The organism is Shewanella hanedai (assembly GCF_007197645.1).
GTDB lineage: Bacteria > Pseudomonadota > Gammaproteobacteria > Enterobacterales > Shewanellaceae > Shewanella > Shewanella hanedai.
The window spans coordinates 155,518-177,713 of record NZ_VKGK01000004.1 but is presented as its reverse complement, the minus strand read 5'-3'; the positions used below and the strand labels follow the sequence as shown (position 1 = coordinate 177,713).

The 22,196-nt window shown below is 46.6% G+C and carries 19 protein-coding genes; 9 read left to right on the top strand and 10 right to left on the bottom strand.

Annotated features, from left to right (window positions below; all coding sequences use genetic code 11):
- Position 1 precedes the first annotated feature (1 nt).
- The 6 genes from FN961_RS05365 to FN961_RS05340 all read left to right on the top strand — a co-directional run bounded on the left by FN961_RS05365 (position 2) and on the right by FN961_RS05340 (position 6,735).
- The gene (locus FN961_RS05365; protein ID WP_143563523.1) at positions 2–496 is read left to right on the top strand and encodes a GAF domain-containing protein; all 495 of its coding nucleotides are present in this window, start codon (positions 2–4) and stop codon (positions 494–496) included.
- Positions 493–2,613 (top strand): hydantoinase/oxoprolinase family protein, encoded by a 2,121-nt coding sequence (locus tag FN961_RS05360; protein ID WP_229814666.1) that lies wholly within the window; start codon positions 493–495, stop codon positions 2,611–2,613. The genes FN961_RS05365 and FN961_RS05360 overlap by 4 nt, the downstream gene beginning before the upstream one ends.
- Complete coding sequence (locus FN961_RS05355; protein WP_143563522.1) at positions 2,606–4,282, top strand: hydantoinase B/oxoprolinase family protein; 1,677 nt, start codon at positions 2,606–2,608, stop codon at positions 4,280–4,282. Before FN961_RS05360 ends, FN961_RS05355 begins: the two co-directional genes overlap by 8 nt.
- On the top strand, positions 4,275–5,078 hold the full coding sequence (locus tag FN961_RS05350; protein ID WP_143563521.1) for an aspartate/glutamate racemase family protein: 804 nt from the start codon (positions 4,275–4,277) through the stop codon (positions 5,076–5,078). Before FN961_RS05355 ends, FN961_RS05350 begins: the two co-directional genes overlap by 8 nt.
- Before the next feature lie 228 nt (positions 5,079–5,306).
- Positions 5,307–5,600, top strand: coding sequence for a winged helix-turn-helix domain-containing protein (locus FN961_RS05345; protein ID WP_143563520.1), 294 nt, complete (start codon positions 5,307–5,309; stop codon positions 5,598–5,600).
- 283 nt (positions 5,601–5,883) lie between these two features.
- Entirely contained in the window at positions 5,884–6,735 is an 852-nt protein-coding gene (locus tag FN961_RS05340) for an ion transporter (protein WP_143563519.1), read from the top strand.
- Positions 6,736–6,827: 92 nt separating this feature from the next.
- On the opposite strand, the gene FN961_RS05335 is transcribed toward FN961_RS05340, so the two are convergent.
- The 3 genes from FN961_RS05335 to dsrO are packed head-to-tail and all read right to left on the bottom strand — an operon-like array spanning position 6,828 to position 11,810.
- Entirely contained in the window at positions 6,828–9,917 is a 3,090-nt protein-coding gene (locus FN961_RS05335; protein ID WP_143563518.1) for a tetrathionate reductase subunit A, read from the bottom strand.
- Complete coding sequence (gene nrfD / locus FN961_RS05330; RefSeq protein WP_143563517.1) at positions 9,910–11,040, bottom strand: NrfD/PsrC family molybdoenzyme membrane anchor subunit; 1,131 nt, start codon at positions 11,038–11,040, stop codon at positions 9,910–9,912. Before nrfD ends, FN961_RS05335 begins: the two co-directional genes overlap by 8 nt.
- Complete coding sequence (gene dsrO, locus FN961_RS05325) at positions 11,037–11,810, bottom strand: sulfate reduction electron transfer complex DsrMKJOP subunit DsrO (protein WP_143563516.1); 774 nt, start codon at positions 11,808–11,810, stop codon at positions 11,037–11,039. Before dsrO ends, nrfD begins: the two co-directional genes overlap by 4 nt.
- Positions 11,811–12,024: 214 nt before the next feature.
- On the opposite strand from dsrO, the gene FN961_RS05320 reads away from it, so the two are divergent.
- Positions 12,025–13,860, top strand: coding sequence for a sensor histidine kinase (locus tag FN961_RS05320; protein WP_143563515.1), 1,836 nt, complete (start codon positions 12,025–12,027; stop codon positions 13,858–13,860).
- Positions 13,861–13,912: 52 nt separating this feature from the next.
- Positions 13,913–14,527 (top strand): response regulator transcription factor, encoded by a 615-nt coding sequence (locus FN961_RS05315; RefSeq protein ID WP_221936097.1) that lies wholly within the window; start codon positions 13,913–13,915, stop codon positions 14,525–14,527.
- Positions 14,528–14,670: 143 nt separating this feature from the next.
- On the opposite strand, the gene FN961_RS05310 is transcribed toward FN961_RS05315, so the two are convergent.
- From FN961_RS05310 to FN961_RS05280, 7 genes are all read right to left on the bottom strand, one after another.
- Positions 14,671–14,997 (bottom strand): DUF2956 domain-containing protein, encoded by a 327-nt coding sequence (locus tag FN961_RS05310; protein ID WP_143563572.1) that lies wholly within the window; start codon positions 14,995–14,997, stop codon positions 14,671–14,673.
- A 78-nt stretch (positions 14,998–15,075) separates the two neighbouring features.
- On the bottom strand, positions 15,076–15,840 hold the full coding sequence (locus tag FN961_RS05305; RefSeq protein WP_143563513.1) for a heme ABC transporter ATP-binding protein: 765 nt from the start codon (positions 15,838–15,840) through the stop codon (positions 15,076–15,078).
- A 12-nt stretch (positions 15,841–15,852) separates the two neighbouring features.
- Positions 15,853–16,869 carry a FecCD family ABC transporter permease gene (locus FN961_RS05300; protein WP_143563512.1) on the bottom strand — a complete coding sequence of 339 codons (1,017 nt, stop codon included), beginning with the start codon at positions 16,867–16,869 and terminating at the stop codon, positions 15,853–15,855.
- A gap of 41 nt (positions 16,870–16,910) precedes the next feature.
- A complete protein-coding gene (locus tag FN961_RS05295; RefSeq protein WP_143563511.1) occupies positions 16,911–17,846 on the bottom strand; it encodes a heme/hemin ABC transporter substrate-binding protein in 936 nt (311 codons plus the stop codon).
- A gap of 47 nt (positions 17,847–17,893) precedes the next feature.
- Entirely contained in the window at positions 17,894–18,307 is a 414-nt protein-coding gene (locus FN961_RS05290; RefSeq protein WP_143563510.1) for an ExbD/TolR family protein, read from the bottom strand.
- Positions 18,304–19,038, bottom strand: coding sequence for a MotA/TolQ/ExbB proton channel family protein (locus FN961_RS05285; protein WP_143563509.1), 735 nt, complete (start codon positions 19,036–19,038; stop codon positions 18,304–18,306). The genes FN961_RS05290 and FN961_RS05285 overlap by 4 nt, the downstream gene beginning before the upstream one ends.
- Before the next feature lie 35 nt (positions 19,039–19,073).
- Positions 19,074–19,847 carry an energy transducer TonB gene (locus tag FN961_RS05280; RefSeq protein WP_143563508.1) on the bottom strand — a complete coding sequence of 258 codons (774 nt, stop codon included), beginning with the start codon at positions 19,845–19,847 and terminating at the stop codon, positions 19,074–19,076.
- A gap of 254 nt (positions 19,848–20,101) precedes the next feature.
- On the opposite strand from FN961_RS05280, the gene FN961_RS05275 reads away from it, so the two are divergent.
- Positions 20,102–22,138 (top strand): TonB-dependent hemoglobin/transferrin/lactoferrin family receptor, encoded by a 2,037-nt coding sequence (locus FN961_RS05275; RefSeq protein ID WP_143563507.1) that lies wholly within the window; start codon positions 20,102–20,104, stop codon positions 22,136–22,138.
- The last annotated feature ends 58 nt before the right edge of the window (positions 22,139–22,196 follow it).

The window sequence follows — 22,196 nt, the reverse complement described above, 5'->3', positions numbered from 1 at the left end:
CATGATGCCTTTTTTACCGAGTGAACTGGCTAACACTGTTAAAGACAAGCCAGCCAGTGACGTGTTTAGTGCTCTCAATCAGGAGCTGGCTAAGCACTATTCCATCAGGTTATTCACCTTAACCTTGATCGATCATCAAGGTCAGTTAGCTAAACGAATATATAGCTCAGCGCCGGCTCAATATCCTATCGGCGGCTATAAGCATATTGAAGACAATAGCTGGAGTACGCAGGTGCTTGAAGTGGGGGAGCCCTTTATCGGCAATACCGAGAAAGCGCTGGCAGAGGTCTTTTTTGATCATCAGCTTATCGCATCAATGGGTTTAGGGGCGGTGATTAACTGGCCTGTCATTGTTGAGGAGAAAGTCATTGGAACCGTGAATATTCTCTCCAGTGAAAATGCATACCTCGATTGCGACTTTGCTCAGTTTGAAGCGCTGTATAGCTGGTTCGTTATCGCCTTTTTATTGCCTGTTTTAGAGGAGGGCTCTTCATGAAAGACTTACTTACGAAAGGCATAGCTATGAAAGATAAAGTCTTTGTTACCACTGATGTGGGGGGAACCTTTACGGATCTAGTGTATTTAAGTGAAGATCCTAAAACTGGGAGACAGCAGCTAAAAACCGCCAAGGTCGATACGACTCCGCCAAATTTTGAGCAGGGTGTATTGAATGTCATGGAAAAAGCTAACGTCGATGTTAACCAAATTGACGTGATGGCCCATGGTACGACGGTGGTTATTAATGCCTTAACAGAAAGAAAAGGGGCGAAAACGGCGCTGATCACCACCCAAGGTTTTAGAGATGTATTGGAGATAGGTCGAGGAAACCGACCTGACTTCTTTAATCTTAATTACCAAAAGCCAATCGCTTACGTGCCTCGTCATTTAAGATTTGAAGTTAACGAGCGCATTAATTATCAAGGTGAGGTCACTCAAGCTTTAGGTTTACTTCCTTTGGCGAACATCATTAAGGAGTTAGAGGATAATCAAGTTGAAGCGGTGGCTATCTGCTTACTGAATGCCTATAAAAATCCACAGCATGAAATCGCCCTGTCCAATGCGATCACGGCATTAACGGATAAGTTTGATGTTATCTGCTCTCACCAAATATCCCGTGAGTGGCGGGAGTATGAGCGCACAAGCACCACTGTGTTGTCAGCGTATGTGCAGCCTATTGCATCACGATACTTAAGCCGATTACATCATGGGCTACTGGAAAAAGACTTTATTGGGCAACTCTATGTGATGCAGTCAAATTGCGGTGTTGATACTTTAAAATCTGCACAGCAAATTCCGATCACCATGGTGGAGTCTGGCCCTGCCAGCGGGATCTGGGGAGCGGCGGAGCTGGGTAAAATCATCAATGAGCCCAACCTTATCGCCTTAGATATTGGTGGTACTACAGCCAAATGTGCACTGATTAATAATGGTGAAGTTAAGATCACTTCAGATTATTACATCGAGAGAAGCAATGTCTCAGCGGGTTATCCGATCATGGTGCCAGTGGTTGATTTGGTTGAGATCGGTAATGGTGGTGGCTCGATTGCTTGGGTCGATGATTTTAATAAACTCCATGTCGGGCCCCAAAGTGCGGGTGCATCTCCAGGACCTGTTGCCTATGGCAGAGGGGGCAAAGCTGCCACAACGACAGATGCCAACCTTGCTCTGGGGCGTATTAACCCTGAGTTCTTTTGTGGTGGAGAGTTAAAAGCCGATATGGCGAGTGTGCAAACTTCACTTGAGGAGATCGCCAAACCATTAGGGATCTCCAGCCAAGATGTGGCACGTGGCATTGTGCGAATTGCAAATAACAATATGGTCAACGCCCTTAAGTTGGTGTCGGTGAATCGTGGCCATGATCCACGAGATTTCACCATGGTGGCATTTGGTGGCGGTGGGGCGATGCATGCAGCGGCATTAGCGGCTGAACTGGGTATTAAAAAGCTGATTATTCCTGCTACTGCAGCAGTGTTCTCCGCTTGGGGGATGATGATGTCTGACATTCGTCGAGACAGATTATTGACCTATTTAAGTGCTTGGGATGATCAAACACTCCCTTTTATCAACGAGCAGATGGCTCTGCTATATCAAGAGTTAGAGAGCGAGTTCATTAGTGAAAATCTCACTTCAGATAAAACGACCTTTCAATTTTTTGGCCGATTTAGGTATGAGAATCAAGAGCACTCAATTGAGGTCAGTTTACCTCGGGTACTTGATGAGAGTTCAATCGAAGCAGTAAGAGCGTCTTTTCAGCAGCTTTACCTGCAGGAATACACCTACAACTTAGATAATGAGATTGAACTTGTTGGCTTACATCTCGTGGGTAAAGCCGATGTGGGCAAAGTGAAGCTACCGAAGCAGCAGCAAAGTGGTCGCTTAATTGCTGAAACCATTAAAGGCGAGCGTGAAGTGGATTACGCCGAAGATGGCGTGCATACCTCAGTCATCTACGACGGTGATCTGTTGGAGCCGATGATGGCTTTTTCAGGCCCCGCCATTATCGAGCAAACAGGCACCACCATTGTTATTCACCCTAATCAAACCGTATTTCTCGATGAGTACAGCAATGTCATCGTTGAGCTGTTGAAAAACAAGGGAGGCGAGCATGCTTAATAACGACCCCATCACACTCGAAATCATTCAAAATTCATTACGTTCCATTAGTGATGAGATGTTTTACACCATCGCTAAAACGGCCATGAGCCCCATTATTTATGAAGTGCTCGATATGGCAACCGCCATTACCGATCCTAAAGGAGAACTGGCGAGTGCCGGTGCGGGTATTCCCGCCTTCGTGGGCGCTTTGGATAAATCTGTTAAAGCCATTATTGCTAAATTTGAGCCAGAGCAGATTAACGACGGCGACATCTTTATTACCAACGACCCCTATTATGGCGGTGTGACTCACCTCAATGATGTGGTGCTCATCAAGCCCGTCTTTATGGAGCAAGAGATCATTGCTTGGGCGGTGAATATTGCTCACTGGAATGATGTCTCTGGTAAATCACCTGGGTCGATGTCTGTGGATGCGACGGAGATCTACCAAGAGGGGATCCGTATTCCTGCGGTGAAGCTGTTTGTGAATGATGAACCTATATTGTCAGTATTTGACATGCTAACGGCTAATTCTAGGATGCCTGATTTTCTCAAAGGTGATCTTTGGGCACAGATATCAGCCCTTAGACTGGGTAGCAAACGCATTCTAAGCTTGATGAATAAATACGGTAAATCGACTTATATTCAAGCCGTTGATAGCTATCTTGAGTTAGGGCAAGCGATGGCAGAAAAAGCCGTAAAGGCGCTACCCGATGGCAAGTATGAGATTAATGAAGCGCAAGACGATGGTAGCCACTTGTTTGTGTCTATTGAGGTTGCAGGTACAAGCCTGATTATCGATTTAACTCAAGCGCCAGAACAAAGTGCTTTGCCGATAAACCTATCAAGAGATGGCACTATGCTGGCTTGCCAAATGGCATTAATGGGCTTGATTGGTGACAGACAATTGGCTAATGGCGGTTGCTTTAGAGTACTGGACGTTAAAACCCGAGTGGGTTCTATTTATGATGTTAGGGAGCCTGGGCCTTGTGGGATCTATTTTGAAACCATGATCCGTCTTAACGATCTCATCTGGCGTTGTTTGGCTGAAAAAATCACCGACAGCCTCCCAAGCGGTAACTTCTCTTCCATTTGTGCCACCATCATGGGCGGAAAGCATCCTGATACTGGACAACATTACTCTATTATCGAACCTGAAATCGGTGGTTGGGGAGCGGGAGATGGTTTTGATGGTGCGAATGCCATGTTCTGCGCCATGCACGGTGATACTTTCAACTGTCCAGCTGAAATCGCAGAGACCCGTTATGGCGTGACTGTGGGTCAAGTGGCACTTAACGATGAAGATGCTGGGGCTGGTGAGTTCCGTGGTGGTAAAGGGGTGGTGATTGATTACGTTATTCGTTCCGATAATAGCTTTCTAACTTGCGCTTATACTCGCAATAAGATTGCGCCTTGGGGGTTAAATAACGGCGAAGATGGCAGTGTTAATCGCGTCGAAGTGATTAGAACCAATGGCGCAGTGGAGGAGTATGCCATGGCGTCAGAAGTGAGCCTTGATACTGATGATATTGTGCGAGTGATTACCGCAAATGGTGCTGGTTTTGGTGATCCTAAGAAGCGAAAAACCGCCTCGTTAATTGAAGATATTCGTAATGGTTATGTGAGCCTTGAGTACGCCAAGGAGCATTATGGATTCAGCGTGATGCGGGGAGGAAGCCATGAGTAGTCAGAATCGTAAAATTCGTATTCGCTGGATAAACCCCATCGCGCAACCCCATTATGATGAACCCATGGGGATGGCACTAAAGCAGGTTGCTGAAGTGGGAACCGAGGTGGAGGTGATCTCGCTGCGATCCGAAGCCAAGATGGATAATCTTGAATACCGTTTCTATGAATCTCTAGTGATTGGGGATGTAGTTAAAGTGGCTAAGGAGGGGGATAGCCATGGTGTTGATGCGATGGTGATTGGCTGCTTCTATGATTTAGCCTTGGAAGATTGCCGAGAGATCTGTCAAAACGCCATTGTGGTTGCACCGTGTCAGGCGAGTATGCAAATCGCAGCCAATATTGCCAACAAATTCTCTGTGATTGTGGGGCAAGTAAAGTGGATTGAGCAGATGACGGAGCGGGCACATCGCTATGGTTTTGGAAATTATCTCGCCTCAATGCGCTCAATTGATATGAGTGCAAACTCACTGCAATGTGATACCGAACTGACCACTAAACGAATTATCGAAGCGGGCAGGTTGGCGATAGAGGAAGATCATGCGGAGGCGTTGATCTTAGGTTGTACCTGTAATTTTGGTTTATATGAAAAGGTGCAGCAGATATTAGGTGTGCCAGTGATTGACCCACTTATAGCCGCTTTTAAACAAGCAGAGATGCTGGCATCAATGAAGCAAAATTTTAATTTAGCCCCCAGCAATAAATGGAGCAATGAGCCACCTTCTGAGAGTGAGATGCTCAAATTTGGTTTACATGATCTATCGGATCCAATCGGTAATCGTTTTTTGATAAGTTAGTTGTTAACAACAGGGAGGTGTTAACTCTGGAGTAGCATTGATACTCAGATCTATGGGTATATTGACTCAAGCCCCAAGGTAGCTAATACAGATCACCCTAAATCTGCATTTGATATTTTCTTGGGGCTTTTTTAGGGACTGCTGGCCTTTATATTTATACTGATTGGTATTTATCTCTGTTAGCATGGCTTTATAAAATCGGATTAATTAAACACAGTTAGGTACTCATTGGATATTGAAGTTTCTAAACAGAAGAAAGCCTTTTTACGTAAGCTCTATCTTGCGCATCATATCGACAGTGAACAGCACAATTTACTCTCATTAAATAAGTTAACGGGCATGCCCAGACGAACGCTTCAAGATGCCATTGCTGTACTGGGTGATATTGGTATTGAATGCCAATTTATTCAGGATGGTGAGCGTAACAATTCTGGCTATTATCGTATCCAGGCTTGGGGTCCCATCAATAGTGTTTGGGTCAGTGCCAACTTAAATGAGATCACTGAAATATTGGCTGCTTAAATCAGAACCTAATTTGGGGCTGTTTATGCAAAGCGAGAGGCACTAGCCAGACTCGTGCTAGATACTGCCGATTGGAGTGATGACTCATCACTCTGAGCTTGTTTTATAATCTCGTTTTCTGCTAAACCAGTTTGCCCCCTCTTCTTTTATTAAGACAAACTTAAGTAATCTCTGCTAGATTCGCTCGGTTGTGACTCTGGCTGACAAGTCACTTTGTCTGTTAGTCTTGAATTCCCGCTTTAATACCCATACATAAACAATGAATACATTCTAGGAGAATGACGTGCTGGCAAATGTTTCTGGCCTTCAGAGCAAGCTTAAGCTTATTGATAACAGCAAAGCCTTTCAGGGTTTTGTGATTTTTGTGATTATCGTTTCCGCCCTTTCAATCGGTGCCCATACTTATCATCTTCCCTATTGGTTAGAGCAAACGCTGGTGGTACTCGATGTGGGTATTACGGTGTTCTTTGCCGTCGAAATTGTGATCCGTTTTCTGGCCAGTGATGGACCCAAGAAATTCTTTAGTAATGGTTGGAATGTCTTCGACACGCTCATTGTAATAGGCAGCCTTATTCCGGCAGGTGGTTCGGGCATCTTGATTGCTCGACTGTTACGTATTTTTAGAGTGTTACGTCTGGTGTCGATGATTCCAGAGCTAAGAATGCTGGTGAACGCACTGCTTAAAGCGATTCCGCGCATGGGCTACATTGCCTTGCTGATGTTTGTGATTTTTTACATTTACGGCGCGATAGGCAGCATGTTATTTGCTCATATTAATGACTTCCTCTGGGGCGATGTGTCTGTGGCCATGCTAACCCTGTTTAGGGTTTCAACTTTTGAATCATGGACCTCGGTGATGTATGAAACGATGGCGGTTTACCCGTTGAGTTGGATCTATTACTTAAGCTTTATCTTCCTGACCGCGTTTGTGTTTTTGAACATGATGGTGGGAGCGGTGCTTGATGTGATGACTCAGGAAACCCAAGCCATGCGTGATGAGGAGGCCGATGAGCTGGCTTTAGAATCAGGCAAAAGTGTTGAAGCCGATAAACCCGCTAGCGTTGCTGATGTGGTGGAGTTGAAAGCCCAGATAGCCGAACTGAAAGAGATGTTAGTGCAAAAGAATCAGGGCTAGTGTCGAGCGACTAGCCATAGCCATAAGATACAGGTATTGCGCTGGATGCTGAGAAAACTCAGCATCCAGCGTTAACTCAATACTTCGTTTCGTTACCCTACGCTTATCTTCGCAGGCAAGGCTTGTCTTGCTGCGGAGCCCACAACCCAGTCGAGTAGCACACCTTTACCTTGGCGAGTGGGATCCGTTAGACCCAAATCGTTAATATTTACTCCATCGCTTGTTTTCATCTTCACTGGTTGCTGAGTATCCCCAATCCAATGGGCGCGTTCTCCCAGCTCTTTATGGCCGAATCCATGTTCGAACCCGAGTGTGCCAGGTGTTACACCATCAACAATGAGCGCAATAGCCTCAATGGAGCTCGATGGCGTCGTGATGGTAAAGATATCTCCGGTACTCAGTCCATGTTTATCCGCATCGACAGGGTTGATGTAAACAGGGTTAACCCCTTTAATCGAATTTAAGCGTGGAGAGAGGTTTGACACCGCGCTGTGAATATTCGATTTAAAGTTACTTAAGGTAAACGGCCATTGTGACTTAGGGTATTGCTCATCAAGCGGCGTACCATCGGCCATTTTCTGTGGGTGCCAAGTGGGACAGCCAGAGTAGTATTCGCCTGTGATGGTGTTACGTGAAGTGCCGACTTTCTCGTTCCAAATCGCAAGAGGCTTACTCCATTTGTGCTTCATCTGCTCGCCTTGATAGGATTTCTCAGCATCTTCAAAACGCCCGCCACGGGCAAATATATAGGCGACTTTACCTAGCTCCTCACTGGTAAGCACCCGCTTCATGTCGGGTAATAAGCGCTCAAGACCTGACCAATAAACATCTTCACCACAGGCTTGTGGCACTCCATTGGCCGCATAGGCAAGGTTGGCTGCGCTGCGAAGGTAGAAATCCTCGGCGCTGTGCAGTCCGTGTAATTTGCCTTTGGCATCGGCAATGGCATTATCGCCAAAACCGGGTAACGCCATCATCTTTGCGGTATCGATGAGGAAGTTTTCCAAATTAATCGAACGTCCATCAGCGGTTTTTGTCGTGCGCGCCTCGACAATCGGCCAACGTGCTGTGACGGCCTTGGTGGGCACGCCATGCCATGGAGAGGTCATGCCCCAGCTTTCATAGGTCACGGTATCGGGCACAATATAATCAGACAATGCCGTGGTTTCATTGATAAAGGCATCTACAGACACGATAAGAGGCAGCTCCTTTGGATCTTTGAGTTTATCGCCTAGCAGGTTCGCCAATCCTGGTACGCCATAGAGAGGATTCGCCATGTGGTTGATCCACGCTTTGAGTCGGTAAGGATAGCCATCAATGGCCGCCGATAAATGCTCTGTAAGTAGGGGCGAAGATATCGGATACCAAGGTGAGCGAGTTGGATAAGGCGACTCACCTGCGGCGACTCGGCGCTTATATTCACTGGTTTTTTCGTACGGGAATTTACTGCGAGAAAGGAAGATCCCTTTAGGCTGTACTTTGCCTTCGAATTGAGTGAAATCATAACGCGGTCCTTTGCCTGATGTTGGGTAGCCGCCGGCTTTAGCCATTGCGCCACCTTTAAGATTGATATTACCAATCAAGGCATTGAGCATCAGTATGCTGAAGGCGTTATAGAAACCGTTACTGTGCATATTTCCGCCATGGGTATCCACCACCGCTTTGGTGCCATGACTGGTAAACTTGTCGGCAAGTGCGATTATCTTATTGGTCTCAATGCCACACTGTTCACTGTAAAAACTCAATTCATGTTTAAAAGTGGCTTCTTTAAGTTGCTGCAGAGAAGACTTAACTCGAATGTCTCCGTTAGGGCCTTCAATGGTGCGATCGACAAATAGCTGAGCAGGCGCTGTTTGGGTATGCAAACCAAGCGCGTTGGAATCAGCATCGACAATCACGTAGGGATCGCTGTCCGACAAAGGCTTGCCTTCGAAGGTTAATCCAACTTCTGATGCCCGTAAGAAGGCGCCGAAACGAGGATGTTGTGCATCGCTAATGACCAAATGCGTCGCGTTACACCAGTGGGCAGTGCCTGCGTGTTGCATTGCATTGGGCCCCGGTTGGGATAAAAAGCGATCGTTGAGCCTGTTATTGTCGAACATCCATTGGATCATCCCCAACACAAGTGCAGAGTCAGTGCCGGGTTTAATCGACTGCCATCGGTTGTTATCACCGCTGGCGAGGCTCATTGAACTCGGTAGCGTGGGCGATATTACCTGATATTCGAAATTGTCTCGGGTACGGGCAGTGGCAAGCTGTCTTGCTTGGCGCTTAAACGGGTTCCCCGCTTGGGCGGGTGACATACCAATGTAGAGAATGAACTCAGCATGTTCGATATCAGGTTTTACGTGCGCGAACTTTTTAAGGTCATTCATCAAGGCGCCAGAGCCGGCGCGGAATGCATAGCCACAATATGAACCGTGGTGACCAAAGTTACGGGTGCCAAAGCTGTTGAATGCGAAACGTTTAAAGATATCGTCTCGGCCTTCATTGCCAGCGTTGGTCATCAATAGTTGATTGGCTTTAGGGCCATATTCTGGGTTTTCACTATCAAGCGGCGTATTCACATCTCGGATGGCCCTTAGGCCGTCGACATGTCCTTCGCCAAACAGATCTCCACCTTCGACGACCTCAGTTAATAGCTGCTCATAACTAATGGGTTGCCATTTGCCTTCGCCACGCTTTCCCACTCGTTTGAGAGGTTGCGTGATTCGGTAAGGACTATTACGGATCTCCAACATGCCATTACCACGGGCACAGGCTGTTGAGCGACCCTTTAAGCCAGCTTCGCCAGTGAGCGACAGATACGCCTCTTTTACTGGAGTATCAAACGGCAGTTGATGCTCATTTGACAGTGGATGGTAAGGATTACCAGAGATGCGTAGGATCTCATCGCTGTTATTATCAACTCGTACCCTAACGCCGCATAAGCTCCAGCAACCAAAGCACATGGAAGGCGCGACTCTTTGATCTGGATTGGCGATTAATCGCCCCTGTTGGTTGACCTTAAATTCAGGATCCAGTGAGTTACCAAAATGTGGGTGCTTGGTTTTCTCTCCAGAGGTACCTTCAATCAGTCCATGGACCATATGCTTGGTGGTTGATGCGTATCCTGCTGCAAATGTGCCCACTCCACCGACAACTAAACCTGATTTTAAAAACTGACGACGTTTATTATCCATTGCTTAATGCCTCGTGTGAGTGAGCGTGATTTTTGCGGGTGTGAGTTGATTGCTTAACGTTGAGCAGTTCAGTGACAACAGTGGCGATGGCTAGCCATAGTCCGAGCATGCCTAAGATCCCCAGTAAGCCATTAGGGCCCATGGGTAAGCTATATGGATAAGGGCCAGCATCGTAGTTTGGTAGTGTTTGTACTTCCATCATGGTCACCCAACGCAGATACCAACAACTCAGCAGTGTGACTAGGCTAAATAGCAAGAGTTGTGGTCGTTTAAGTGTGCTGCGAGTCACCCATATGCCAACAATGATGCAGGCAATAAAGCCGATGAACAGAGTGGCAAATCTGAGTTGCCATTCGTAGATATCAAACAGGTTGTTGTGGACATGATTTGATGCCCATATAGGGAGAAAAACCATCGCCAGCGTAGACATCAAGATTAAGGTATGTCTGATAATTTTACGGTCAGTGAGACTCATGCGCTCGTGTTTTTTGACGGATTGACTCTTCATCAAAGCAACGATGACCATTGATAGTCCAATCGCGCCGATAAAGGCGGTGACAAACCAGAGTAGCGGCGAAGCGGGTTGATGCCAGAGCGGGCGGCTGGCCAATACTGCGATTTCTAAACCTGTATAGAGTGCAATGGTTAATCCAGACAATCCCGTCAGTGAAGCGGTGCTTAGCATCAGTTTATTTGATGTTTTCCACTGCCCCAACGTGAGTAAACTCAGGCGTTGAATCCAGATATTACTGCTCTGTTTAAGCTGAGCTATGTCATCTCTTAAGTAGAGCCAAGCTGTGATCACAGCTAAGCCTGAGAAGGTTGGCAATAGCAGTGAACCAATCGACATCCAAGACCAAGGCGTAAAGTGCAGGAAGAAGTGCAGCGAACGACCAGGTTGATGCAGATCGGCAGTAAGGGCGATAGGACCAATCACGGCAGATATCGCCATCACTAAGACTAAGGCACTGCGCCATTGATGACTGGTGTGTGAGCGACAGATGAAGCTGATGACAAATAAGATCGCAGCAGCGTAGGCTGAGCCGATATAAAAGAAGTACTGTACAGCCCAAGGTAACCAAGCGAGTGCTTGGGGAGGGACTAATATTTCGGTAATGTTCATGCTCTGTCTCCTTTAGGATCGTAGATGGCCGCTTTACCCTCTACATTCGACACAAACTGATTATCTAAGCTGATATAGAACACATGGGGCTGGGTGCCCGCTTCAGGTTTTAGGACTTTAATCTCTTGTCTATGCTTGGCCATTAACAGGCTTATTTCACTGCCGAGATCTTTGATGTCGCCAATTACGCGTGCTCCGCCTACACAGGTTTCAACACAGGCTGGGAGCAGACCTTCTTCAATTCTGTGGGCGCAAAAGGTGCACTTATCTGCGGTCAGGGTTTCTTCATTGATAAAGCGGGCATCATAGGGACAAGCTTGTACGCAGTAGGCGCAAGCGACGCAGCGTTCGTTGTCGACCATGACGATGCCATCTTCACGTTGAAAGGTGGCTTGCACTGGACATACTGCAACACAAGGGGGATTTTCACAGTGGTTACACAATCGAGGTAGCATAAAGCTGGTGACATTTTTGGCTTCGGTGCTGCCATTATCTAAAGTGACTTCATACTGTTTTACTGTGGTGCGGAACTGGCCTATTGGGGCTTGGTTCTCAATACTGCAGCCGATGGTACACGCTTGGCAGCCCACGCATTTTCTTAGGTCGACTAGCATGGCGTAGCGTTTACCTACCATCCCTTTACGGTCCGCTGCTTCGTTATTGCGGATAATGACTGTAGCACTTGCATTTGCACTACTGATAGGTGCAATAACGGCACCTGCCGAGATGGCGCCAATACTGCCAATTAAGCGTCTTTTGCTTTTATCCATCTGAAACCCCTTGCCCTTGTAGTTAATGGGGTCATTCTCAGATATGGAAGAAAAATGAACTATAGTGGTTTTCCGCAATTTGGAAGTAACTGTGATTTAGAACAAGAAATAGTGTCACTTTAGCCCTGCTGTAGGCATATCCCAGCCCCAAAATACGCGTTATTATAATGCGATATTTATTTGTTTTTAATGGGTTTATAATGCGGTTGGAAGTATGTCGTTAATCAAGATGTGCAGGCTAAGTTTATTTGCATTGTTTTGCATCCTACCGGTAAGACTCTTTGCTGTGGAGCAATCGGGAGAATCCCGTGTTGAAGTGATGCAAGTTATCGATATTGGCGTGTTGGCGACAAGGGGCAGTGCAAAGGCGCAAAGCCGATGGTTACCCACATTAACTTGGTTAGAGTCTCAATTGCCGCAGTTTAATTTTGTGCTGCATCCTTTCACATTAGAAGAGCTGGCAAGTGCAGTAAAAAATCAAACTGTTGATTTTATTATTACCAACCCAGGTCAAGCGGTGATGTTAGGTCGTCAATTTTCACTGTCCTGGTTGGCCACCTTGATCAGCACTAAATCCGGTGGTACCACAGACACGATTGGTTCAGCGCTGGTGGTGCGCACGCCATCCCATTATTACTCGTTTGAAGATGTTGCGGGTCAGCGAATTGCTGCGGTATCAGAACAAGCTTTTGGCGGCTACCAAACACTTAAATTTCACTTGAAAGATATAGGCAGCGATCCTGAGCGATTTTTCGCTAACGTGATCTTTTCCGGTTTCCCTGTCGACGTCAGTTTATATCAATTAAAAGAGCGCTACGTCGAAGCGGCAGTGGTGCCAATATGCCAGCTCGAATCCATGGTGGGGGAGGGGTTACTCAATCCACATGAGTTTCGAGTGATAGGAAGTATGGCGCCGCTAGGATTTTCCTGTCAGGCATCAACAGCCCTTTATCCCAACTGGTCTTTTGCCAAAACCGATAATGTTTCCAGTGTGCTAGCAAAGCAAGTCACGCTGGCATTGCTGGCACTCCCAGTGGATCATCAAGCGGCCATCGCTGCTCGGTCTTTAGGCTGGACTGCACCGACGAGTCCGTTGATTATCGATAAACTTTATAGTGAGTTAGCGATACATCCACTGCAACGACCTTGGTGGCAATCGGGATTGATTTGGCTGAAAGGTAATCAGCAATGGGGCTGGTTCTTTGTGCTCTTAATCGTCATCTTAAATGGCTATCACTTCCTGCTTGAGTATCGATTTAGTCGAAGTCAGAAACAGCTGATTGAGACAGAGAAAAATCTTAAAGAGAAACGCGCAATGCTGGAACACGCCCAGCGAGTGTCGGTGATTGGTGAACTTGGAAGCAGTTTGGCCCATGAGCTTAATCAACCTTTAGCGGCCATTCGAAATTACAGTCAGGGTGGTTTACTGAGAATTAACAAGGGACATACCGCCGAAGAGATAGCGCCTATTTTTGATAAAGTGCAGCAGCAGGTCATTAGAGCCGATGAAATTGTTCAAAGGATCCGTTCGTTAATCAATAAGCGCCCAATTGAGAAACGAGAGTGTGATCCTGAACTGTTGATCTCAGATACGCTACAGCTACTGGAATATGAGTTAGAAAGCCGGGGGGTGTCGATTCAACGTGAACAAGCTGGGCAGGCGAGTAGCATGTTGCTCGATCCGGTTGGCTTTCAGCAACTGGTGCTCAATCTATTAAATAATGCCGCCGATGCGTGTGTGATGACCACGGAATTCGAGCGTAATGCAGCTGAGATAAAGATTGAGACGGATTATGGTCATTATGAACTGATCTTGAAGATCACAGATAATGGGGTTGGCTTGAACAAGAACCAAGATACGCTGGCATCTGCTTTTTATACCACGAAACAAGATGGTTTAGGGTTAGGTTTGGTCATTTGCCACGATTTTGTAGAGGCACATGAGGGACTGTTTACGCTCACTAATATTCTGGCTAACACGCAGACTAGCACCCAGACGAGCACCCAGATTAGCGGCTGTATTGCCACGGTAACGCTTCCTTATAAATGAGTCGCTGACGACCTGAAAGATTAAATACGAGAAGTAAATCAATCCAATGAAAATCAATAATAAATTACCCGTGTATGTGGTCGATGATGATCAGTCAGTGCGAGAGTCACTTAGCTTTATGCTTGAGGGCTATGACTTTGCTGTCACCAGTTTTTCAGATGGTCAGGCATTTATCGACAATGCGCCGCTTAATCAAGCTGGGTGTGTGGTACTCGACAGTCGAATGCCGAAACTGCGTGGTCAACAAGTGCATCAACAATTAACCGAAGTTGGCAGTCCTCTGGGGATTATATTTCTCACGGGACACGGTGATGTACCCATGGCGGTGGAGGCGCTAAAGCTCGGGGCGGTGGACTTTTTCCAAAAACCGGTAGATGGCGATAAGCTGGCCGCAGCGATAGAAAGAGCTTGTGATATATCCCGCCAGAAAGCACTGAACCTTTCAGCGTTTACAGCCTATAGAAGCTTGACGGTGAGAGAGGTGGAGATATTAAATCTAGTGGTTCAAGGTAAGCGTAATCAGCAGATTGCCGATGAAGTGTGCGTGGCGATCAGGACATTAGAGATCCACAAAGCCAATATTATGAAGAAGTTTTCCGCTAAAACCGTGGCTGAATTAGTGATGCACTATTCGGCGGTAAAAGCCTTGGAGCCGCTATCGGTTTAAGGGGCCGTTACGGAAGGTGAGAGAGCTTACTTATTGGTTAAAAGCCTGCTGACTAAAGTCCGCTGATTAAAGTCTGTTGGTTTAAGCTTGTTGACCTAGATGCAATGGTCATAGCATCTAGGCTGTAGCATCGAGACAACTATCTATTTCATAAAGCTAAAAGCAATAAAACCTATCCAGCTGATGATCAGCAATCCCCAAGGCAAGCGCTGAACACTAGGCTTGTCTTCAGGCTCAATCACTTCATTATCAGAGTCTGCATTCGCTCGCATTTTGCTTTTAATATCTTGCTTACGCGCTTTATCTCTATCACGGGCTTTGCTTTTGTGTTGTTTCTTAAATTCGGCAATGCCTTTTTCGACACCTAAGGCAATGAGCTTAGTTTGCTCTTTTGTTTGACCCGGTTTTTGGGTGGCTTTTGCCACCTTCATTGCTTCATCTTGGGTTTCGTTCGAAATCGTTTTTGCCATCATCAATATTTGTTTAAGCGAGAATGGCAAAGACTATAGCGAAAATCACCCCTGATTACGACAAAACACCCTGATAACTCAATATAGCAGAGGAGTGTCACAGCCCGGCGCGTTAATGAACTGAGGTTCATACTGCCAGACTTGTTTGATGGTATCGGGGGTTAACGTGCTTTTAGCGGAGCCTTGGCTGACAATTTGACCGCGCTCAAGAATGACCAGTTCATCTGCGTAACGTGAGGCTTGATTAAGATCGTGCAGTACAACCACTACGGCATAGTCTTGCTGGTGGGCCAAGCTTCTTGCAAGCGATAACACACGGTGTTGCTGGGCCAAATCTAAGGCTGAAGTGGGTTCATCTAAGAGCAGTACTGGTGGTTGCGTTGCTTGTTGGAGCTGGGTTAGCACGCGAGCCAGTTGTACTCGTTGTTTTTCACCGCCAGAAAGCGTTGGATAGCTGCGGTGTTTAAGCGCGCTTAAAGACAATAATTCCAGTTGTTCATCGATAAGGATCATGCCTTGTTTGCTGCTTAAGGTGAGAGGATAGAGCCCCATCGCGACGACTTCATGAACCTCAAAAGGAAAAGTGAGACTGGCATGCTGTGGCAGTACCGCAAGGTTTTTCGCTAGCGATAATCTATCCCAATCTTGAATGGGGCTATTAGCCAACATGATTTGGCCAGCATCGAGTTGGTTGTCCTGACATAAGCTTTTGAGCAAGGTGGATTTACCCGCACCATTGGGACCTAGCAGGGCGGTGACCTTACCGGCTTTGATGTGCAAATTGATGTTGGTCAATACGGGTTTATGTTTGATTCTGACTGAAACATGTTTGATGTCTATCATGATCATATGCGCCTAAATGAGTCTGTTCTTTTGCTTTAGCAGCATAAAGATAAAGAAAGGAGCCCCAAGCATGGCAGTGACCAGCCCCACGGGAAGTTCTGCGGGGGCAACCAAGGAGCGGGCACCAATATCAGCTAACGCCAGAGTGATTGCCCCCAATACCGCACTGATAGGCAGTAATCTTTTATGATCTGGGCCGATGACCATGCGCACTAGGTGAGGGATAACCAATCCGATAAAACCGATAATGCCAGTGGCGGCAACTGAGATCCCAACGCCAATCGCACAGAGCACGATCAACCTTAACTTCAGTTTATCGACCTCAATCCCTAAATGGCGCGCCTCGGCTTCACCTAATAACAAGGCATTTAAGGCTGTCGATGAGCGTGAGAATTGCCAACTTATCAAGAGCAGAGCAAGCAAACTTAAACTGACATATTGCCACTGAGCACCAGCAATGGAGCCCATTTGCCACAGTGTTAGATCCCTCAAGGCCATATCGTCAGCAAGGTAGGTGAGCAGGCCTATTCCAGCCCCAGCCAAGGCGGCGATAGCTACGCCAGAAAGCAGCAGAAGTACCACCGACGTGCCAGAGGGACTACTTGCTAGGCGGTAAACGATTAAGGTGGTGATAAGCCCAGCGATAAATGCACTGAACGCCACGGTGTATTCGCCACTGCCAGGCAGTAGTACGATACAGATAGCCGCTCCAAGAGCGGCCCCTGAGGATACGCCGATGATTCCCGGGTCGGCTAAGGGATTGCGAAACAAGCCCTGCATGACGGCGCCGCATTGGGCCAGAATCGCCCCCACTGTCATGGCCAAAATCGTTCTGGGTAAGCGCACATTATTGATCACTAGCTGTTCGTGGGGAGCGACAGTGGCGAGATCTAAATGCGTTGCCCAGTTAAGCACGGCATTAAAGCTGGCCAAAGGCGTGATTTGCAGCGGCCCTGTGACGATAGATAACAGGCAAGTGATTGCTAATAGGCCCAAGATACCAGGCCAGAGCCAAGGCGGATTTTGCATAGGGAATATCTTTCTCTTCAGTTTATGTTGTCAGTGGTTAACTAATAGCGTTTTTGTATCTCAATCAGATCTGTCGCCAGTTTATCTGCGGCGTCAATCGAACTCAGTCCTAGTCCACCGAGCAGCGCTTGTGATTGCAATGTTTGGATCATCTTATGTTTACCTGCTGGAGTATGAAGTAGCAGTGGCATCTGTTTAAGCACTTTAGTGGCGCTACTGATTTGCTCTTTTTCTGAGCGACTGGAGACTAGAATAAGGTCTGGCTGCAGTGACAAAATCCCCTCTTGTGAGAGACTCTTGTAGCCCATGAAGTTAGCGATGTTTTTACCGCCAGCCAATTTGATGATGATATCTGCCGCGGTGCCTTCACCACCAACCCGTACTGGTCTGCCATCTTGCAGTAACATAAATAGAATGGAGGGAACCTTGCCTGAGTTGGCTAAATCGGCTCTTTTTTGTTTAATAGAATCGAAGGATTGAGCAACGCGAAATTTAAGTGACTCAGCCTGAGTCTCTCTGTCGAGTAACTTTCCCAACGTATCAATATTATTCAGTAGCTGCTCTGCCGTTTCAGCTCCGGTCAGTTTAACGACTTTGACATCAGCGCCTCTTAATACCTCTAAGGTGGTTTCTGGTCCCATGGCATCAGTGCCCAGCACCAAGTTAGGATCCAGCGCTAAAATTCCTTCAGCCGATAACATTCTGTGGTAGCCCAGCTTCTCTACCGTCGTGAGTTCTTCAGGGATCAAACTGGTGGAATCTACCGCAACCAACTCTGTTCCAGCATCGAGGGCAAGCACAAGTTCAGTCATGCCAGCTCCCGCACTGACCAGGCGATTGGTTTCGGTATGTTGTGCTGAGTCATGGGCCGATACATTCGTTGCAAGCGCAGCTGTGAGTCCGGCCCATAGTAGAGTGCTTGTCAGAATGCTCGGGGGAATAAGGGCGCTTAACTTGGATTTTTTCGGGTCGGACATTTCTCTCTCCAAATGGATAAAAGTGCTAATGGTGATTTAGTTTAAAACTAATGTTCCATCAAAATTTGAGTGTTAGTGATCGCTTGCCTTTGCAGTAGTGCCAGTAGCGTCATCAAAGGTTGCACTGGGGCTGTTTTGTCAGCGGCAATAATCACTTTTGCTTCGCTTTGTGACTGATACTGTTTGATAAACGCAGATTCAAATTCAGCAAAGTTATCAAATGGTACGCCATCGAGCGCCCAGTGAGGCTTAGATGCCAGTACGTTAACGGTGATGTTTTCAACTTGGCTTATGGGAGCCAGCTGTGATGTGGATTCAGTTGGTACATCCACTGACAAGCTGAGTAACTGAGTGTTCGCGGTGAGCAGCAAAAACACTAAGATAATAAAGATAATGTCGATAAGTGCGGTTAAATCTAAGCCTAAAATCGGACTGCTCTCTGCGTCATCGAGCCCTATCATAGGGCTAAGCTCTCAGTGCTGTTCTTGTTGCTCTCATTGACATTTTTCAGTGCCACTTTCTGCTGTTTACTGCCTGAGTCTTGGCCGATATTCATGGCTTGATCGCATCCTTCTAACCAGAGGTTTAGCTGGTTTAACGAGTGGGCAATATTGCTACAGCGCTGGTCGGCCCACAGGCTAAAGAGGTGAGCTAAGGTGATGGCTGGCACTGCAATGATTAATCCTGCTGCGGTGGTATTCATCGCCAATCCAAGACCTGAAGCCAGTTGAGAGGGGGTCACTGGACCCTGAGATACACCGAGTTGGTTAAACATTTCAATGAGCCCGAGCACAGTACCCAGTAGCCCGAGTAGGGGAGTGATGAGTCCCATCACTTGCAATACTTTGAGCCCAGATTGCAGTTTGCCTTTTTGTTTTATTAGCCAAAGATTAATGATCTCTTCGCGCATGTAGCGGTTCTGTTCCCTATGGGTGAGCAACAGATAACTCCCTTTGGCCAACATGCTATTGCCTGTGCTCAAGTGAGTTAACAGTGTTTGGCATTGTTCAGGCGTTGCTGTGGCGGCGTCTTGTCTTAATTTTGCTAACCAGATATCACGCTTAGGCAGTTCAAACAGAATTAAGGCGAATCGCTCTAATGTGATCATCAAGGTGATAAAGGCACAGATTAAGAGGGGCCAAGTTAGGTAGCCTAATTGTTCATTCAATGTTTGATATAGCGGGTGAGACATGGGTGATCCTTGATGTCGCTTATATTCATGGAAAGTTAGTTAAGTGCAAACTTAACCGGCACTCTCACTGTGTAGGCGTAGGCTGTTTGTGGTGACGGAGCTGAAAATTGCCATTTCTCGACGGCGTTTAATGCCGCCTTATCGAGCAAGGTAAAGCCTGAACTATCAATAAGGGTGAGAGAGAGTTGTTCGCCAATCTGGTTAAACATCACCTCGACAGTCACCGTGCCTTCAAATCCCCGTTTTCTGGCTAATTTTGGATATAAAGGCTGGGAGGGCGGCGATGAAAAAGTGGGACGATTAAGCATAATATTAGTTTGCGCGACTCCCTGTTTAGACTGAGTTTCACGCTGCTGTGCATGTGTATCAGCATCTGAAACTGGCAGTGGTGTAGTGTCGGCAACGAGAGGACCAGTGTTAGTTTTGGGGAGCTTATTGTCGCTGGCAGGCTGCTTAGCTGTCAGTTGCTCATCCGATTTAGTATGTGAAACAGGCTCGATTTTCTTTACTACAGGTGGCGTTTTCACTATCGACAGAGGGTTGGTTTTAGGCTCCGCTGTCGGTGGCTTAACTATAGCCTTAGGTTTGTTTGGTGCTGCTTTAGTCAGTTGTTTTTCTACTGCTGCTGGTGGTGCAGCAGCAGATGTCGATTGGGTCGTTGGGGTGGTGATAGTGAGATTAATGCTTTGAACCGATCCCATCGGGACACCAGCAGTGCGCAGCTCAGATGGCTGGCTTTGAGATGCAATAACGCCTCCTTGAATCAAGGCCGTTAAACAAGCAAAGGTTAAATATCGTTTAGGTGTCATGTTCGGTTAACTTCTTAATGCTACAACTGAACGCAAATGGTTTGATTTAAGTCATTGTTATTAAATAGTAATCATTGATGTGTACGCCAAAGTTTAACGCTGTGCTTATGGCTGGTTCATTGATTACTTATTAAAGATATACGAATCGTAATAGGATCGCAAATGATAATCATTTTCATTTGATCTATTTTTTTGCCTCAGGTAAAGTGCTGAGAATAGACCTACCAATCCATAAAACCTCGAGGATGAACATCATGACCAAGAAGCCTGTAGTGGTTGCACTAGCCATGGCTTTTAGCTCAACAGCTTATGCCCAACAAGTAGAGCAAATTACTGAATTTGATGAAGTGCTGGTAACGGCGACCCGAATAAGCGAAAAGGCATCAGATTCCAGCCGCAGTGTGGTGGTGGTTGATGAAGAGGAGCTGCAAGAAGCTCAGTCGACATCGGTGGCAGACATATTGAGAAATGAGGCCAATGTGAATGTGGGTAATGGTCCTCGTGCTTCTTCTCAGGGGGTTGAGATCCGTGGTTTGGGTGGTCAGCGAGTATTGCAAACCATAGATGGCGCAAGACAGAATACGAGTTCAGGCCATAGAGGGACTTACTTTATGGATCCTGAACTGTTGAGTTCTGTTGAAGTGGTGCGCGGCCCCGCGAGTAGTTTATGGGGCAGTGGTGCGATTGGTGGTGTAGTGGCACAAAACACTAAGTCGGCCAAAGAGATGCTTGATGAGGGTGATACTTTTGGCGGCTACCTTAAGCAAGGTTTTGAAAGTAACGGCGACAATACTAAAACCAGTGGCGCTGTGTACGGGGTTGCTGACACATTTGATTGGTTGATTAACGGCAGTTATAACGACAGCAACAATATCAAAAGTGGCAATGATAAAACATTATCTAACAGTGGTTCACAAAGAAGCAGTGGGTTGATGAAGTTTGGTTGGGAGCCTAGCGATGATCAACGTCTGCAGTTTTCTGGACGCTTCTCTGATACCGATGAATTGGTTCCCAGTAATCCAGCTGTCGAAGTGGGCAGTTCAGTACCGCTTATTCAGCGTAGGACTAAAGATAGGAATTTCATATTAGAATACGCCTTAAGCCCGAGCACGAATCCCTATCTGGATCTTAACAGCACATTATATTGGAATCATACCGATTACGATGAAGACAGGGTGACGAAAAATCAGCTCGACAGCACTGAATATGAAACAGTCGGTTTTAGCATTAATAACACCTCTATCTTTGGTGGCACAACCCTCACTTATGGTGTTGATGGTTATCAGGACAAGATAAACACTGTGCGTGATGATTTTGGTCAGGCAGGACAAAGACCGAATGATATCGATGGCAAAGCGACAGTGTGGGGAGCTTTTGCTCAGGCAAGAGTGAACATCACAGAGTCGGTTTATGTTGAGCCAGCTCTAAGATATGACACCTATGACAATGAGAGCATTAATCTGTCTGAATCTTCAGACGACAATGCTTGGTCACCCTCTTTAGGTCTAGTTTGGAACACCAATTCTTGGTTAACCTTGAGTGCTCGTTACGATGGCGCGTTCCGTGCTCCGAGTATCGAAGAGATGTATTCGACAGGCACCCATTACTGTATTCCACCCATTCCCGGTTTTCTACCCGGTGGTCTGTGTAATACCTTCGAAACCAATCCGAACTTAAAGGCTGAGAAGGCAAAGAACAAAGAGCTGAAAGCAGATATGCGCTTCACTGATTTAGCCGGTGACGACGAACTGGCTATTACGCTTAACGTCTTTAGAAATGACGTGGATGATTTTATCGAGCAGTCAGTGTCTAACCCACTGATGGGTATTCCTGGTCTTGAACAAACAACCTCTTGGAATAACGTTGATGATGCACGTTTAACCGGATTTGAGTTTACAACACGTTACCGTATTGGACAGACTCGAATGATACTCAATTACGGTCAAACCGAGGGCAAGGATAGAGACTCCAATGAGTATTTAAGTGATATTCCTGCGCACAAACTTGGTGTCGATCTTTCACAAGGGATCATGGAAGGGGACATGAAGTTAGGCACACGAGTGACCCATGTGGCTCAGCAAGATAATTTGCCAGAAGGCAACCTTAATGACTATGACTCATATACCTTGTGGGACGTGTATGTTGCATGGGAACCCGCCATGGGCACCTTTGAAGGATTACGTGTGGATTTTGCCATCGAGAACATTGGAGATGATGAATACCGTCAAGCGTGGAATACCTTATATGGACAGGGACGCAACATGAAGTTGTCTGCCCGTTACCATTTCTAACCTAATTAGTTTAAAAAGAGCGGATCAGATAGCAAGGGTCAGGCCTTGTTATCTGATT